11 protein-coding genes are annotated in these 16,111 nt (G+C 70.0%); 7 read left to right on the plus strand and 4 right to left on the minus strand.

Annotation, left to right across the window (positions count from 1 at the left end; all coding sequences use genetic code 11):
• The first annotated feature begins 58 nt into the window (after window positions 1-58).
• The 4 genes from AB3M34_RS00275 to AB3M34_RS00290 all read left to right on the plus strand — a co-directional run bounded on the left by AB3M34_RS00275 (window position 59) and on the right by AB3M34_RS00290 (window position 5,338).
• Complete coding sequence (locus AB3M34_RS00275) at window positions 59-562, plus strand: 2Fe-2S iron-sulfur cluster-binding protein (protein WP_370617079.1); 504 nt, start codon at window positions 59-61, stop codon at window positions 560-562.
• Window positions 559-1,557 carry an FAD binding domain-containing protein gene (locus AB3M34_RS00280; protein ID WP_370617080.1) on the plus strand — a complete coding sequence of 333 codons (999 nt, stop codon included), beginning with the start codon at window positions 559-561 and terminating at the stop codon, window positions 1,555-1,557. Before AB3M34_RS00275 ends, AB3M34_RS00280 begins: the two co-directional genes overlap by 4 nt.
• Window positions 1,554-3,671, plus strand: a complete 2,118-nt coding sequence (locus tag AB3M34_RS00285; protein WP_370617081.1) for a xanthine dehydrogenase family protein molybdopterin-binding subunit — start codon at window positions 1,554-1,556, stop codon at window positions 3,669-3,671. Before AB3M34_RS00280 ends, AB3M34_RS00285 begins: the two co-directional genes overlap by 4 nt.
• 128 nt (window positions 3,672-3,799) lie before the next feature.
• The gene (locus tag AB3M34_RS00290; RefSeq protein ID WP_370617082.1) at window positions 3,800-5,338 is read left to right on the plus strand and encodes an MFS transporter; all 1,539 of its coding nucleotides are present in this window, start codon (window positions 3,800-3,802) and stop codon (window positions 5,336-5,338) included.
• A 171-nt stretch (window positions 5,339-5,509) separates the two neighbouring features.
• Here the strand turns inward: AB3M34_RS00290 and AB3M34_RS00295 are convergent, their stop codons facing one another.
• On the minus strand, window positions 5,510-7,936 hold the full coding sequence (locus AB3M34_RS00295; RefSeq protein WP_370617083.1) for an immune inhibitor A domain-containing protein: 2,427 nt from the start codon (window positions 7,934-7,936) through the stop codon (window positions 5,510-5,512).
• A 180-nt stretch (window positions 7,937-8,116) separates the two neighbouring features.
• Between AB3M34_RS00295 and AB3M34_RS00300 the strand changes: the two genes are divergently transcribed.
• Entirely contained in the window at window positions 8,117-8,959 is an 843-nt protein-coding gene (locus tag AB3M34_RS00300) for a purine-nucleoside phosphorylase (protein WP_370617084.1), read from the plus strand.
• The gene (locus tag AB3M34_RS00305) at window positions 8,959-10,458 is read left to right on the plus strand and encodes a purine-cytosine permease family protein (protein ID WP_370617085.1); all 1,500 of its coding nucleotides are present in this window, start codon (window positions 8,959-8,961) and stop codon (window positions 10,456-10,458) included. The genes AB3M34_RS00300 and AB3M34_RS00305 overlap by 1 nt, the downstream gene beginning before the upstream one ends.
• Before the next feature lie 168 nt (window positions 10,459-10,626).
• Here the strand turns inward: AB3M34_RS00305 and AB3M34_RS00310 are convergent, their stop codons facing one another.
• Window positions 10,627-11,976: an aminotransferase class I/II-fold pyridoxal phosphate-dependent enzyme gene (locus AB3M34_RS00310; protein WP_370617086.1), complete on the minus strand. Its 1,350-nt coding sequence runs from the start codon at window positions 11,974-11,976 to the stop codon at window positions 10,627-10,629.
• Between the two features lie 180 nt (window positions 11,977-12,156).
• Between AB3M34_RS00310 and AB3M34_RS00315 the strand changes: the two genes are divergently transcribed.
• Entirely contained in the window at window positions 12,157-14,811 is a 2,655-nt protein-coding gene (locus AB3M34_RS00315; protein WP_370617087.1) for a M14 family zinc carboxypeptidase, read from the plus strand.
• A 97-nt stretch (window positions 14,812-14,908) separates the two neighbouring features.
• Here AB3M34_RS00315 and AB3M34_RS00320 read toward each other — a convergent pair whose 3' ends face one another.
• Together AB3M34_RS00320 and AB3M34_RS00325 are read right to left on the minus strand one after the other, a co-directional pair.
• Window positions 14,909-15,433, minus strand: a complete 525-nt coding sequence (locus AB3M34_RS00320) for a gamma carbonic anhydrase family protein (protein ID WP_370617088.1) — start codon at window positions 15,431-15,433, stop codon at window positions 14,909-14,911.
• A gap of 31 nt (window positions 15,434-15,464) precedes the next feature.
• Window positions 15,465-16,016 carry a TetR/AcrR family transcriptional regulator gene (locus AB3M34_RS00325; protein ID WP_370617089.1) on the minus strand — a complete coding sequence of 184 codons (552 nt, stop codon included), beginning with the start codon at window positions 16,014-16,016 and terminating at the stop codon, window positions 15,465-15,467.
• Between the last annotated feature and the right edge of the window lie 95 nt (window positions 16,017-16,111).

Here is a 16,111-nt window from a genome sequence, read left to right on the forward strand (position 1 = left end):
ACTCTAGCGAGGCGGCGCAGGCGGCATGGGTCGCGGCACCAACGGGTAAAGGGACAGCATGGACGCTGACATCACGCTGACCGTCGACGGTCGCTCGAGGACGCTGAAGGTCGACACCCGTACGACGCTGCTCGACGCGCTGCGGGAGCGGCTCGCCGTCACGTCCCCCAAGAAGGGGTGCGACCACGGTCAGTGCGGATCGTGCACGGTCCTCCTCGATGGACGCCGTCACCTCACCTGCCTCGCGCTCGCCGTCGCGTACGACGGAGCGGAGATCGTGACGGCCGACGGCCTCGCCGCCGACAGGCTCGACCCCGTGCAGGAGGCGTTCCTGGAGCACGACGGCTTCCAGTGCGGCTACTGCACGCCGGGCCAGGTCTGCTCGGCCGTCGGGGTGATCGACGAGGCGAAGCAGGGCCACCCGAGCCACGTGACCGACGACCTCGAAGGCGACGTCGAGCTGAGCGACGACGAGATCCGCGAGCGGATGAGCGGCAACCTGTGTCGTTGCGGTGCGTACGCCGGCATCCTCGCCGCGGTCCGCCAGGTGGCGGGCCGATGAGGCCCCTCGAGTACGTCCGCCCGCAGAGTGCGGAGGACGCCGTGGCCGCGGTGACCGACAACCCCCGGGCGCGCTTCCTCGGCGGGGGCACCAACCTGGTCGACCACCTCAAGCTCGGCGTCACGTCGCCCGAGGTCCTCGTCGACGTCAGCAGGCTGCCGATGGACCAGGTGGAGGAGTACGCCGAGGAGGGCGGCGGCCTGCGGATCGGCGCGAACGTCCGCAACAGCGATCTCGCCGCACACCCGTCGGTCCGGTCGCGGCTCCCGGTGCTCGCCCGCGCGCTGCTGGCCGGAGCGTCCGGACAGATCCGCCATCAGGCGACGACGGGGGGCAACCTCCTCCAGCGCACGCGGTGCGTCTACTTCCAGGACGTCACCACGCCGTGCAACAAGCGCGATCCCGGCAGCGGCTGCTCGGCGATCGACGGGTACGGGCGCTACAACGCGATCCTCGGGGCGAGCGAGGCGTGCGTGGCCACGCATCCCAGCGACCTGGCGGTGGCGCTCGTCGCTCTCGACGCCACCGTCGTGGTGCTCGGCGCGGACGGCGAACGGCGCGTGCCGTTCCAGGACCTGCACCGGTTGCCCGGTCACCATCCCGAGCGCGACACGACGCTCGCGCACGGTGAGCTGATCACGGCGATCGACGTCCCGTGGTCGGAGGTGGCGCGCTGCTCGACCTACACGAAGGTGCGCGACCGTGCCTCGTACGCCTTCGCCCTCGTGTCGGTGGCGGCCGCGCTCCAGCTCGACGACGGTGTCGTGCGCGACGTACGCGTCGCGTGGGGTGGCGTCGCGCACAAGCCGTGGCGGGCCGAGCGTGCCGAGGCGGCGCTCGCCGGGCGTCCGCTGACGGACGAGAACGTCCGGGCGGCCGTGGACCAAGAGCTCGAGGCGGCGCAGACCAACGACGAGACGGCGTACAAGCCCGCCATGGTGAGGAACGCGACGGCGTGGACGCTGCTCGCTCTGGCGGAGGGGAGGACGCGATGACCGAGCAGCAGACGCGGCCGATCGAGGCCCGGTCGATGGGAACGGACCTGCGACGCGTCGACGGCGTCGAGAAGGTGACCGGCCGCGCCACGTACGCCTTCGAGCACGCCGCGTCCGACGGACTCGCGGACCCGCTGCACCTGTGGCTCGTGCAGTCGACCGTCGCCAAGGGTCGGGTCGTCGACGTGGACGGTCACGCCGCGCTGGAGCACGCCGGCGTCGTGGCCGTGATCGACCACACCACGGCGCCCCGGCTGGACGACACCACGAACGGCGAGCTCGCGATCCTCCAGGACGGCGCGGTGCACTTCCGCGGTCAGATCGTCGCGCTGGTCCTGGCGGAGACGCCCGAGGCAGCACGCGAGGGTGCGGCGCTCGTCCACGTCCGGTACGACGCCGAGCCGCACGAGGCCGAGCTGCGCGAGGACAACGCGACGTACGAGCCGGACGAGGTGAACGCGGGCCAGGCGACCGACACCGCCGAGGGCGACGTGGACGCCGCCCTGGCCGCGGCCGACGTCGTCGTGGACGCGACGTATCGCACGCCGTACGAGCACAACAACCCGATCGAGCCGCACGCCACCCTGGCGTGGTGGGGTGAGGAGGACGGCCGCCCGACCCTCACGATGTACGACTCGACGCAGGGCGTCCACGGCGTCGTGCAGTCGCTCTTCCCCATGCTCGGTCTCGAGCCGGACCAGGTGCGGGTCCGCGCGCCGTACGTCGGCGGCGGCTTCGGGAGCAAGGGCGAGGCGCACGCGCACGTGATGGCTGCGGCGCTGGCAGCGCGTACGACCGACGGACGTCCCGTGAAGCTCGCGGTCACGAGGCAGCAGATGTTCGCACTGACCGGCTACCGCACCGCGACGATCTCGCACCTACGCCTCGGCGCCCGCCCGGACGGCACGCTCACGGCGATCGAGCACGCGGTTCAGGAGCAGACCTCGGCCGTCCGCGAGTACGCCGAGCAGTCGGCGTCGCCGACCCGGATGATGTACGCCGCCGAGAACCGGCGGACCAGCCACCGCCTCGCGCGGCTCGACGTGGCGGTCCCGTCGTGGATGCGTGCACCGGGCGAGATGCCCGGGATGGTCGCGCTCGAGATCGCCATGGACGAGCTGGCGGTCGCGGCCGGCGTCGACCCGATCGACCTGCGCGTCCGCAACGAGCCGGAGGTCGACCCCGAGACCGGGAAGCCATTCAACGACCGGCGGCTGATCGAGTGCCTGCGTCGGGGTGCGGACCGGTTCGGCTGGGCCGGCCGACCCACCGAACCGCGGGCGACGGTCGACGGCGACTGGTGGGTCGGGACCGGCGTCGCCTCGTCGACGTACCCGGCGATGCGGATGCCCGGCAACGCCGCGCGGGTGCGTTCGCTCGACGACGGTCGGTACGCCGTCGCGATCGGTGCCGTCGACATCGGGACCGGCGCCCGGACCGTGCTGACCCAGATCGCCGCCGACGCGCTCGGCGTCGAGGCGGACGCGATCGCGCTCGAGATCGCCGACTCGTCGCTGCCGCCGGCGAGCGTCGCGGGCGGGTCCTCGGGAACGAGCTCGTGGGGTACGGCGATCGTCGCGGCTGCGCAGCGCTTCCGCGCCGACCACGGGGACACGCCTGATCCGGGGGTCGAGACGACAGCGTCGGCGGCCGACGACCCGGCAATGAAGGAGTACGCGTTCCACTCGTTCGGAGCCGTGTTCGCGGAGACGCGCGTGCACCGCTGGACCGGTGAGATCCGGGTGCCGCGGATGCTCGGCGTCTACTCGGTGGGGCGGGTCGTCAACCCGACCACGGCTCGCTCGCAGCTCCTCGGAGGACTCGTCATGGGTCTGTCCGCGGCGCTGTTCGAGGAGTCGTACCGCGATGCGCGCTTCGGCCACGTGGTGACGCAGGACCTGGCGACCTATCACGTCGCCTCGCACGCCGACGTGCTCGGCATCGAGGCCGAGTGGCTCGAGGAGTCGGACGATCGGTTCAACCCGATGGGGTCGCGTGGGATCGGCGAGATCGGGATCGTCGGCACGGCTGCCGCCGTCGCCAACGCGGCGTACCACGCGACCGGGGTACGGGTGCGTTCGCTGCCGGTCACCGCCGACCACTTCCTGGGGTAGCCCCGCGGCGCGTGGCGCAGAACACCACAAATCGGCTTGAGCCGCACGGATTCGGGACTGTACCGTCTGGACGGGAATGACTGTACCGTCTGGACGGTTAGACACCATGAACCCGTGAGGAGGACCCGATGACCACCACGACCAACCCCCGTGCGTACACGCCGACCCCTGACCGTGCCGGCTGGCGCCAGTGGAGCGCGCTCGCGGTCCTCATGCTGCCCGTGCTCATGGTGAGCATGGACAACACCGTCCTCAGCTTCGCGCTGCCCGACATCAGCTCCTCGCTGCACCCCTCGGGCACCGCGCTCCTGTGGGTCGTCGACATCTACGCGCTGATGCTCGCCGGCCTGCTCGTCGCGATGGGCTCGCTCGGCGACCGCATCGGGCGCCGCCGGCTCCTGATCGGTGGTGCCGTCGGGTTCGGTGCGGTGTCGTTCTTCGCCGCGTTCTCGTCCGACATCGGCCAGCTCATCGCCGCGCGCGCCCTGCTCGGCGTCTTCGGTGCGACCCTGATGCCCTCGACGCTGTCGCTCCTGCGCAACATCTTCGTCGACCGGCAGCAGCGCCGCGTCGCGATCGCCGTGTGGGCCGCCGGCTTCTCGGCCGGGGCCGCGCTCGGGCCGGTGATCGGGGGCTACCTGCTCGAGCACTTCAGCTGGGGCTCGGTGTTCCTCATCAACCTGCCGGTCGTCGCGATCCTCGTGCCCCTGGCGCTGTGGCTCGTCCCGGAGTCGCGCGACCCGTTCCCGGGTCCGGTAGACCCGACCAGCATCGCGCTGTCGATGACGGCGATGATCCCGATCGTCTACGCGATCAAGGGTTTCGCCGAGCACGGCTTCACCGGTGTCGTCGGCTGGGCGCTCGCCCTCGGCGTCGCCAGCCTCGTCGTGTTCGTCCGGCGTCAGCTCGTCCGGGAGCACCCGCTGGTCGACGTCCGGATGTTCAGCAACCGGGTCTTCTCCGGCGCGCTCGTCGCCAACCTGCTGAGCCTGATGGGTTTGACAGGATTCCTGCTCTTCGCGGCGCAGTTCCTGCAGCTCGTCGTCGGGCTCGAGCCGATGGACGCCGCCCTCGTGCTCGTCCCGGGTCTCGTCGCCACCATCGCGGCCGGTCTCCTGGTCGTACGGCTCGTCCCGCTGTTCGGTGTCCGCGCCGTCGTGACCACCAGCTTCGGGCTGTCGGCCGCCGGCTACGCGATCGCCGCGTTCGCCGGGACGGTGCCGTCGGCCACGTCGATCGCCATCGCGTTCCTCGTGCTCGGGACCGGCATCGGGTTCGCCGAGACCCTGACCAACGACGTCGTCGTCTCGAGCGTCCCGGCCGAGAAGTCGGGAGCCGCGTCCGCGCTGTCAGAGACCGCGTACGAGATCGGTGCCGTGCTCGGTACGGCGGTGCTCGGAGGCGTGCTGACCGCGACGTACCGGTCGGAGGTCGTGGTGCCGCCGCTGGTCGGCACCACCGACACGGAGCGCGAGGCCGCCGGGGAGACGCTCGGGGGTGCGATGGACCTCGCGTCGTCGCTGCCCGCCCAGGTCGGTGACTGGCTGGCGTCGTCGGCTCACCTCGCGTTCGACCACGCGATCCAGACCACCACGACCATCGCGATCCTCGTCGCGCTGGGCGCCGCGGCCGTCTCGTGGTTCACGCTGCGCGACGCCGAGCGCTGACCGCTCCCCGTTTGGGGTGTGAACACCTCAAACGAGGGGATCCCACCTCGAATATGGGGTGCGATCCCAGCGCTTGCGGTGTGAGCACCTCAAACGCGGAGGCGGGCGGACGCACACGAGAACGGGCCCCGGGGATCTCTCCCCAGGGCCCGCTCCCGTCGTCGAGTCAGGTCAGTTGAACTTGACCGTCATCGAGGTGCCCTGCTGCTCGAGCACCTTCACCTTGACGCCGACCGCGGGGAGCTTGACCCCGTGGTTCGGCAGCTCGGCGTACCAGTACTTCTTGGTGTCGTTGAACACCGGCTGCGCAGGCTGTGCCCGGATGTAGCTGGGCTGGCCGTTGGTGTGCAGCGTCATCGAGTCGGCCTTCTTCAGCCCGAACGGCGCGTCGTACACCTGGATGCGTGCACGCCAGGGGGCGCCCGTCGCGAGGTTGATGATCGGCTCCGGGTGGGCGTCGATCGGCAGGTTCCGACCCTGACCGGGGTGGTCGGTCGTGTTGTTGTCAGCGACCGACGTGTCCCAGTACGAGATCAGCAGGCCCTGGCCGTAGCGGTAGTGCTCCACCCAGTCGGGCTTCGTGTTGAGCCAGCCGAAGTTGTACGGCCCGGTCTGCAGGTACTTGTCGTACCCGACGTACGACCGGTGGCCCATCACGTAGTAGTTGTTGTAGAGCATGGTCGTGGTCGCCCCGACGATGCTGTAGCCGTCGAAGGTCCAGGCCGCGCCGCCGTCCTCGGCACCGTCGGACAGGACCGTCGCACCGTCGGCGGTCACCACGATGTCGTCGAGGAACAGACCGGGACGAGTGAGGCCGCCGTCGGTCTTGTAGTACGACCGGAACAGGATCTTCTGCCCCGCGTACGCGTCCAGCGGCACGACCAGGTTGCCCCAGGCCGGGTGGGCGCCGTCGAGAGCCGGGGCGTCGGAGGCGTCGCGGTCGAACGGGTTGCCGTCGACCGTGCCGTCGAGCGACGTCCACGACTTGCCACCGTCGGTGGACGCCTGGAAGTACGCGTAGTCGTACCCGGCCTCGATGTCCCAACGCGCCTTCGCTGCGAACGACGCCGACGTCTTGCCGGTGAGGTCGAGCTCCGTCGTCATCGAGTTCGCCAGGTCGTCGCCTGCACCGGAGAAGAACTGCTTCGTCCCGGAGGCAGGTGCGCCGTAGCTGCGCGTGACCGGCTTCTTCGGCAGCACGACGACCGCGCCCTGCGCCTTGTCGGAGTTCCACTCCTGCGGGCCGAGCTCCAGCTTCTTCTTCTGGTTGGCCGCGACCACCTCGTAGTCGAGCCAGCCGAGCTGCAGCTTCTCCCACGCGCCGAGGTCGCCGGGGCGGGTGCCCAGCGGCTCGCCGGCGTCGTTGAGGCGGCTCTGCGCCATCAGCGTCCAGTACTCGTTGGAGTTGTCGCCCTTGCTGGAGGTGTCGTACGCGTCCGGCAGACCGAGGTCGTGACCGTACTCGTGGACGAAGACCGACAGGCCGCCGTTCTCAGGCTGGAGCGTGTAGTCGCCGACCCACAGGCCGGTGTTGCCGATCTGCGTGCCGCCGAGCGGGTTCTCCGCCGGGCCGGTGATGCCGGCGTCGGTGATGTAGGCGTACCAGCGGTGCGACCACAGCGCATCGCTGCCGTAGATCGGGTCACCGTCGGCCTCGTCGCCGCCCGCGTGGACGATCTGGAAGTGGTCGATGTAGCCGTCGGACTCGTTGAAGTTGCCGTCGCCGTCGAAGTCGTAGCGGTCGTAGGCGTCGTACGAGGCGAGCGTCTGCTTGATCTGGGCGTCGGTCTGACCCTTGGCCTTCTGGTCGGCGACCCAGGCGGTGACGCCGTCCTTGATCAAGGCCCACGAGTTGGTCTCGTCGGGGTTGCCGTCCTCGTCAAACGTGGTGCGGCCATAGCGGGCCTCGTTGTAGGGGACCTTCACCCAGTCCGAGACGGCGCCGTCGACGGTGTAGCGACCCGACGACTGTGCCTCGTAGTAGGTCTTCACGGACTCGGCCTTCTTGCCGGTCTTGAAGTACACGTCCTCGTAGTGCTCGCGGTTGTAGTCCGCCTGCCAGACCGTCGAGTTGTCCTTGGTGCGGTCGGGCTCAGGGATCTCGTTGTGCAGAGGGCCGCCGAAGCGCTGCGGCTCGACCGCGCCCTCCTCGGTCTCCCAACCGTCGTCGGGGTAGTCGGGGTGACGCTCGTCGCCGAACTCGGTGAGGATCACGAAGATCTTGTCGGCGCGCTCCTGCTCGAGCTCGACGTACTGGTCCTGCTTCTGGGCCTTGGTCCCGGCCTTCGCGAGCGCCTTGCGGCCGCGGGCGGTGCCGAGCGCGGCGGCCTCGGCGGGCGAGTAGGACTTGCCGACCTTGACGACACTCGTGCCGTTCTTGGTGACGGGCTTCGACTCGCCGTTGACGACCGAGGTGATCGCCTCCTCGCGGAGGGCCCGACGCTTGTCCTCGAGCGGGTTCGGAAGCTCGTGGTCCTTCGCCGACTTCTCGGCGGCGGTGACGGGCGGTGCCGGAGACGCCGATCCCGGTGAGGCGTACGCGGCGCCGAACGAGGCCGCGACGCCGATCGTGATGAGTGCCGTGCTGAGTCGTCTCAAGACTTCTCTCCCCTTCTGCAACGGTTGACCCGAGCAAACGTAGGCTCGTTCGTACGATCCGTCTAGAGCCTGAATTTGTTTCGCTCGGAGGAAATACCGCCACAGAACATTCAGTCCGGATGGCGGGTCGTAGCACGTTACCCAGCGCACGCGTGGCTAAACCCGTGCAAATATGCCGTCATGCACGAGGATCGCGCCCGGCAGGCAGCGATGGCGATCGCCGAGGCGAGCGGCGTGGCTCGCCACGACGCGGTCGTCGTGCTCGGGTCCGGCTGGAGCGGGGCGCTGCAGTCGATCGGCGACCCGACCTGGACCGCGGCGGCGACGGACCTCCCGGGCTTCGCGGCGCCCACCGCACCCGGGCACGCCGGTGCCGTCGCCTCCGTGCCTCTGCGCACGGACCACGGCAAGGTGGTGCACGTGCTGATCCTGAGCGGACGCACGCACCTGTACGAGGAGCGCGGCGTCGAGGCGGTCGCGCACGGCGTCCGGACCGCCGCCGCGTGCGGTGCTCGGGTGTGCGTGCTCACCAGCGCGAACGGGTGCCTGCGCGACGAGTGGGACGCGGGGACGGGCATGCTCGTCGCCGACCACCTCAACCTCACTGCGACTTCGCCGCTGGAGGGGGCGGCCTTCGTCGATCTCACCGACTGCTGGTCCCCGCGGCTGCGTGAGGTCGCGCGCGAGCTCGACCCATGCCTGGTCGAGGGCACGTACGCGATGCTGCGCGGTCCGGAGTACCAGACGGTGGCCGAGCTGCGGATGCTCCGCGCGCTCGGTGCGGACGCGGTCGGCATGTCGACCGTGCACGAGGCGATCGCCGCCCGAGCCGCCGGGATGGAGGTCCTCGGCATCTCCGTCGTCACCACCACCGAGCTCGACGCCGACGGACGGCACCCCGAGATCACCGACCCCGACGCCGTGGTCGAGACCGCAGCAGCCGCCGCCACCGGGTTCGGCAGCACGATCCACAGCATCCTTGCCGCTACCCTGCCGGACGCCGAAGAGCCCGAGGAGACCTGATGTCCCGCTACGACTTCCCCGACCCGTCCACGCCACCGCCCGGAGCCGGCCCAGTGAGTGCGCCCGCCAGCGCCATCGAGGCGAACGGCATCAACGTCATCGACGAGTCCGAGCGCAAAGGCACGCCTCGTTCGCTGTTCTGGCCGTGGTGCGCGTCCAACATCTCGGTCTTCGGCGTCGCGTACGGGGCGTACTTCCTCGGTTTCGGCGTGTCCTTCTGGCAGGCGCTCGTCGCGGGCCTGATCGGGACGATCCTGTCGTTCCTGCTCGTCGGCATCGTCTCCATCGCAGGCAAGCGCGGTTCGGCGCCGACGATGGTGCTCTCGCGTGCGGCGTTCGGCGTACGCGGCAACGCGCTCCCGAGCGCGGTCTCGTACGTGCTGCTGGTCGGCTGGGAGACGGTGCTCGTCGCCCTCGCAGCGCTCGCGAGCGCTGCGGTGATCGAGGAGCTCGGTGGGACCGGCGGCGACGGCGCACGGATCCTCGGGTTCGTCCTCACTGCAGCCGTCGTGATCGGCGCCGGCATCCTCGGTTTCGACACGATCATGCGGCTGCAGCGGTGGATCACGATCGCGACCGCGGTCCTCACGGTCGGCTACGTGGCGCTGACGATCGACCACGTCGACTGGGACGTCGCGTCGTCGTTGCCGTCGGGCGGGACGGCCGCGGTCGTCGGGCTCGCGATCTTCGCGACCGCGGGGTTCGGGATCAGCTGGGTGAACTCGGGCGCGGACTACTCGCGCTACCTGCCTCGTACGGCCCCGGCCGGCGGGGTCGTCCTCTGGACCACGCTCGGCGGGGCGGTCGCTCCGGTGTTCCTTGTGGTGTACGGCCTGCTGCTCGCGGGATCCGATGCGGCGCTGCTCGCCTCGCTCAGCGCCGACCCGATCGGCACCCTCGTGACGCTGCTGCCGACCTGGTACCTCGTCCCGTTCTTCCTCGTCGCTCTCGCGGGGCTGGTCGGTGGCGCCGTGCTCGACATCTACTCCTCGGGCCTGGCGCTGCTCACGCTCGGTCTGAAGACGCCGCGCTGGGTCGCGGCCGGGATCGACGGCGTCATCATGGTGATCGGCGCGATCTACTTCCTGTGGTTCGCCGACGACTTCTTCGGGCCGTTCCAGGGCTTCCTCATCACGCTCGCCGTGCCGATCGCGGCCTGGGCGGGCATCTTCATCGCCGACATCGCGCTGCGGCGGCGCGACTACGCGGCGCTCGACCTGTACGACCCCTCGGGGCGGTACGGCGCCTGGAACGTGTGGACCGTGGTCTGGTTCCTGGTCGCGGTCGTCGTCGGATGGGGCACCGTCATCAACACGTTCGCGGACTGGCTGTCCTGGCAGGGCTACCTGCTCGGTCCGCTGGGACTCGGCGGCAAGGAGGGCGAGTGGGCGTTCGCCAACCTCGGCGTCGTCGCCGCACTCGCGATCGGCTTCGTCGGCTACCTGATCACGGGTCGCGGCCAGGTCGCTCGCCAGGAGGCCGGCGCGAGAGGGCGGTGACCGGGTGCGCCCCACGATTTGACGCGTTATCCACCGAATCTGGCGGCGAGAACGTGGATACGGCGTCAAATCGGCGGGCGCGGACTCGAAGAAGCCAGAGAGGCTGATCGCCGGACGCTCAAGGTAGGCAAGTGAAGTCCGCGACCGAGCGAATCGAGGAAGGCGTGGTCAGGAGGCCAAGCGCTGACCGGACGCGACGAGCCACGCGACGATGTCGTGCTCGAAGCGGAGCCCGGCCGTCGCGAGTCGAAGGTGGCGTGATCCTTCGACCGGCCCGGAGATCTCGGTTCCCAGTCCCGCGCGGATGCCGGCGCGAGCGAGACGCCGAGCAGCGGCCGGCGCGTCCGAGACCCGCACCCACAGCGCGAGCCCGTTCACGCCCGGGACGCTGATGCCCCGGCGCCGCAGTGCGCCTGCGAGCGTGTGCCACCGCTGTTCGTACCGCGAGGCCGCCTGCGACACCATCGCCTGGACGGCGGGGTCGCCGAGCATCAGGGCGACCTTCCGCTGCGCCGTCAGCGGGGTGAAGGAACCGGTGATGTCCTGGCGGGCGCGGAGCCGGTCCGTGACGGCGGCCGAACCGCCGACGAGCGCCATCCGGATCGTGGGGCCGAGCGAGCGCTGATAGCCGCGGACGAGCACGGACTGGTCCGGGAGCCAGCGTCCGACCGATGCCGCGGACCGGTTCGCGAGGCTCGCCGCACCGTCCTCCTCGACGACGAGGACGGCGCGCTCGGCCAGCACGGTGGCGAGCGCGCGGGCCCGGCCCGCTGTCAGGTGGTGGGCGAGCGGGTCGGCCATCCGTGGCTGGATCACGACCATCACCGGTCGCGACGCAAGCGCCTCCTCGAGGGCCTCGGGGATCATGCCCGCCTCGTCGCACGGGACATGGACGACCTGCGCGCGGACGGCAGCCAGGACCGCGCTCGTGTCCGGTGAGCATGCCGACTCGACCGCGACCCGGTCGCCGGGGTGCACGACCAGCGCGGCGAGCTGCGCGAGCGCATCGGCGTATCCCCACGCGACGGCGAGCCCGTCCGGCACGAACGGCCACGAGTCGTACGCGACTCCTGCGAGGTCTTCGTCGACCTCGCTCGTCTCCGTGCGGTGCCACGCGAGCCGTTCTGCGGCGGCCGTGAGGTACGGGCCGGGGTCCGGGACGAGGTCGACGTCGTACGCCGGCGCGTCGAGGTCGATCCGTACCGGGGTCTCGGCACCGGCTTCCGGGCGGGACGACAGCGTGCTGAGGTCGTGGACGAAGGTGCCGTTGCGGCCGTCGGACCGGACGAGGTGCTCGTGGCGCAGCAGCGTCCACGCGGTCGCCACCGTTGTCGCACCGACGTGCAGCGCGGAGGCGGTCGCGCGGACGGTAGGCAGCCGCGTGCCGTCGGGGAGCGTCCCCTGGCGGATCAGGCGCGAGACGTGGTCGGCGATCCCGCGGGCGGACGGCTCTGTCACGCCGGCGGCGAGCTCAGCAGCCGGCATCGACACGCTGAGTCGACGATGCCTTCCCGTCATGGTGAATTCTTAACCCGGCTGGCGACCTGCCGCCACTCCGCTGTCCGGAAGCGGACACGTGTCCTACCGGGAAGTCCGCACAATGCCGAACAATCGCGACAGGTCCGGTCTCGTGAACGCTCATTAACGTGAGGCAACCCCGCCGCGCACCAGCGGCGGGCTCACGTGGAAGGGCAGCACATGAGACACAGCCGATTGCTCTCCGCCGCCGTCGTCACGGCGTCGGTCGCCTTGCTCGGGACCAGCCTGGTCGCGTCCACCGCCACCGCGGAGGCGCCGTACCGGGTCACCTTGCCGGCCGCAGCGGAAGGCATCCAGACACCCGAGGAGTTCTTCGGGTTCGAGATGGGAGCGGAGGGGAAGCTCGCCGCGTACCCCGACGTCCTCGACTACATGAAGTCCATCGCCAAGAGCTCCGACCGGGTCGACTACGAGACGGTCGGCGAGACGACGATGGGGAACGAGTACGCGACCGTCTTCATCAGCGCACCGAAGAACCTCGAGCGGCTCGACGAGATCGTCGCGGCCAACCAGAAGCTGTCCGACCCGCGCAACACGTCGGAGGCCGAGGCGAAGGCGCTCGCCAAGAACAGCCTTCCGATCTACCACCTCGAGGCCACGATCCACTCGACCGAGGTCGGCAACGGGCAGGCGATCAACGACATCGTGCACCGCCTCGCGACCGAGGACTCCGAGTTCACCGAAGAGGTCCTCACCAACTCGGTCATCATGCTCGTGCCGTCGCAGAACCCTGACGGCCAGCACCTCGTCGTGGACCACTTCAACCGGACCGCGGGCACCAACCTGGCGAGGACGTACCCGGACCTCTACCACAAGTACACCGGGCACGACGACAACCGTGACTGGACGATGTTCACGCAGATCGAGGCTCAGTACCGCCTCGAGCTGGAGAAGAAGTACCGCCCGGTGATGACGCACATCCTGCATCAGCAGGGCAACTCCGGTGAGCGCCTCTTCGTTCCGCCGTACGGGGGCGTGACCAGCGCCAACGTGCCGCCCAACATGAACGCCCTCAGCTCCGCCGTCGGTCAGCACGCGATGCGGCAGCTCGCGGCGGAGGGCAAGTCCGGTGTGGGGACGGACGACTACCACATCTTCTGGACCCTGGAGCAGCCCGTCGGATTCTTCCCGTTCACGGGCACCGGCGCGTACCTCACCGAGCTCGCCTCGGCCGTCGACCTCGCGTACCCGCAGAAGTCGAACGACGGCAAGCCGCTCGGCCCGCAGGTCCCGACCCAGGCGCTGATCGAGCCGTACGAGAAGGACACCTGGACGCTCAAGGACATCGTCGAGTACGCCAACACGGCCACGTACGCGGGCATGGAGTACGTCGCGCAGAACGGCGAGAAGCTGCTGTACGACAACCTTTTCGCGGTCCCGCAGGAGTACATGGAGAACGGTGTGAAGTCCGGGGTCCAGGCGTACGTCGTCGACGCCGAGCAGCGCGACCCGTACGCGACGTACGAGATGCTGCAGCGCCTCGACTGGACACAGGTCGAGATCGATCGGGCGACCGCCCCGTTCACCGCCGGCGGCAAGGAGTACGCCGCCGGGTCGTACGTGATCCAGACCAAGCAGCCGCGCGGCAACTGGGTCGACCAGGTGCTCGGCAAGGACACCTACCCGACCGACGACCTGCCGTACGCCGAGGCGACGACGAGCCTACCGATCCAGATGGGCGTCGCGGTCGACGAGGTGAAGGAGCCGGTCCAGGCGCAGGTCGAGCGGGTCGAGTCGGTGGAGGTTCCCGAGGTGACGATGCCGGCAGCGCCGGGCGCATCCGGGGCGTACCTCGTACGGCCTGAGTCGTACGGCACGATCCAGATGGTGGCGGCGCTGCAGAAGTCCAACATCACCACCTTCCGCGCCGGCAAGGAGTTCGCCGACGGTGGCACGACGTACCCGGCGGGCACGTACGTGGTCCCGGCGACGCCGCAGGCGCGCTCCGTCCTGGCGACGGCGAGCAAGAAGGTCGGCGTCCCGGTGGCGGCGACCGCGGCGGCTCCGAGGGTCGAGGGCATCCAGCTCAAGCCGCGTACGCGGGTCGGCCTGCTCCGTGGGGCGAACAACATGCCCGGCGGCTGGGACATGTGGCTGATGGACCAGTACAAGGTCAACTACGAGGTCGTCGGTGCTCAGGACTTCCAGAGCGGGAAGCTCATCGATGTGTACGACACGATCGTGCTGCCGCAGGGCATCTCCAAGTCGCGCATCGTCGACGGGCTCGACCCGGAGCGCTACGACGAGGAGTTCGCGTGGGCGTACGGCGTCGGTGAGGAGGGCTGGAAGAAGCTGCGCCAGTTCGTCCGCCAGGGCGGCACGCTGCTCGCGATCGGGTCGTCGGTGGCGACGGCCAAGGAGCTGCTGGACCTGCCGATCGAGCCGTCGCTGCCGACCGACCGTGACGAGTTCGCGACCGGCGGCAGCCTGCTGAACCACGAGTTCGACAACACCGACATGGTGGCGTGGGGCATGCCGGACGAGTGGCCGGTGTGGCTGTACAACACGCAGGCGTGGACGCCGACGGGTCGCAAGGCGGACGTGGTCTCCACGTACCCGGAGTCGAACGTGCTCGCCAGCGGCTACCTCAAGGGCGAGGAGCACATCGCGGGTGACGCCAACGTGGTGTCGTTCGACATCGGCAAGGGCAAGGTGGTGACGTACGGGTCGGAGATCACGTTCCGGTCGCTGCCCCGCTCGTCGTTCAACCTGCTCTACAACGCGGTGTACGGCGGACCGGCGGCGGAGGTGAACCGGACCCAGATGCGGGGTCTCAAGCCGGCGTTCTCCGCCAACGGCACGCTGCTGCAGTAGCGGGTCCCACCTCGTCCCCGATTTGGGGGGTACGACAAGGTTTTCGTGACCGGATTCCTTGTCAAACCCGCCAAATCGGGGACGGGCGCGTCCGGGGTCAGTCCGCGTCGCGGTGCAGCTCGCTCAGCGCGAGGTAGTTGCGGGCATTGGTCTTCAACCCTTCACGCTCCTCGTCGGTGAGCGGGCGCCGCACCTTGCCCGGGACGCCCGCGACGAGCGATCCCGGCGGAACCTCGGTGTCCTGGAGGACGACGGCGCCCGCGGCGACCATCGAACCGGCGCCGATGTGAGCACCGTTGAGCACGACCGCGCCCATCCCGATCAGGCAGTCGTCCTCGACGGTGCAGCCGTGCAGCACCGCCCGGTGGCCGACGGAGACACCGGCGCCGAGGCTCACGGGCTTGTCGGTGTCGACGTGGAAGACGCACCCGTCCTGGACGTTGCTGCGTTCGCCGATGGTGATGGGGGCGTTGTCGGCGCGGAGCACGGCGCCGTACCAGACGCTCGCCTGCGGCCCGAGCGTCACGCTGCCGGTGAGCACGGCCGTCGGTGCGACGTACGAGGTCGGATCGAGGTCAGGGCTGGTCCCGCCGATGGTGCGGAGCAGAGGTGCGTCGGTCATGCAGCCGATCGTGCCACGACCGGGCGGGTGCTCATCCGAGCAGGGCGCGTCGGGCCATCTGCGTGAGGAGCTCGGCCATCGCGTCGGTCGAGATCCGGGCGCTGTGCGGGGTGGAGTTCAGCAGGCCGAACGTCGCCTGCACGGCAGCGCGGGCGGTGCGCTGGTCGAGCTCCGGGCGGAGGCTGCGGAGGGCGGTGACCCAGGTGTCGACGTAGTCGAGCTGGAGCTCGCGCACGCTCTCCTGGCTCGCCTCGTCGAGGTTGGTCCACTCGCGCTCCTGCACGACGATCAGCGCCGGGTTGGAGAGTGCGAAGTCGATGTGGAACGCGACCAGTGCGTCGAGGGCCTCCTTGGCGTCGGTCGCCTCGTCGACCCGCGTACGACCGCCGCTGCGGAGGGTGTGGCTGATGCCGATCAGCATCTCGGACAGGATCGCGTCCTTGCCGGCGAAGTGACGGTAGAGCGCCGGACCCGACACTCCGCACGCGGCGCCGATGTCGTGCACGGAGACGCCGTGGAAACCGCGCTCGGCGAAGAGCGAGGCTGCGGTGGTGAGGATCTGCTCCTGACGGGTGGTGGCCACGCGGCCATGCTAGGCCGCAGCGGTACGCCCGTCCCTGTCGGCGCCCGGACCAGAGAGAAGTGCGTGAAAAAAAGCGGCCGGCGGAGAACCGCCGG

Source organism: Mumia sp. Pv4-285 (genome assembly GCF_041320275.1).
Taxonomy (GTDB): domain Bacteria; phylum Actinomycetota; class Actinomycetes; order Propionibacteriales; family Nocardioidaceae; genus Mumia; species Mumia qirimensis.

Coding starts and splice junctions, on each gene's coding strand:
- AB3M34_RS00275 (WP_370617079.1), top strand. CDS start 59: ATGGACGCTGACATCACGCTGACCGTCGACGGTCGCTCGAGGACGCTG.
- AB3M34_RS00280 (WP_370617080.1), top strand. CDS start 559: ATGAGGCCCCTCGAGTACGTCCGCCCGCAGAGTGCGGAGGACGCCGTG.
- AB3M34_RS00285 (WP_370617081.1), top strand. CDS start 1,554: ATGACCGAGCAGCAGACGCGGCCGATCGAGGCCCGGTCGATGGGAACG.
- AB3M34_RS00290 (WP_370617082.1), top strand. CDS start 3,800: ATGACCACCACGACCAACCCCCGTGCGTACACGCCGACCCCTGACCGT.
- AB3M34_RS00300 (WP_370617084.1), top strand. CDS start 8,117: ATGCACGAGGATCGCGCCCGGCAGGCAGCGATGGCGATCGCCGAGGCG.
- AB3M34_RS00305 (WP_370617085.1), top strand. CDS start 8,959: ATGTCCCGCTACGACTTCCCCGACCCGTCCACGCCACCGCCCGGAGCC.
- AB3M34_RS00310 (WP_370617086.1), bottom strand. CDS start 11,976: ATGACGGGAAGGCATCGTCGACTCAGCGTGTCGATGCCGGCTGCTGAG.
- AB3M34_RS00315 (WP_370617087.1), top strand. CDS start 12,157: ATGAGACACAGCCGATTGCTCTCCGCCGCCGTCGTCACGGCGTCGGTC.
- AB3M34_RS00320 (WP_370617088.1), bottom strand. CDS start 15,433: ATGACCGACGCACCTCTGCTCCGCACCATCGGCGGGACCAGCCCTGAC.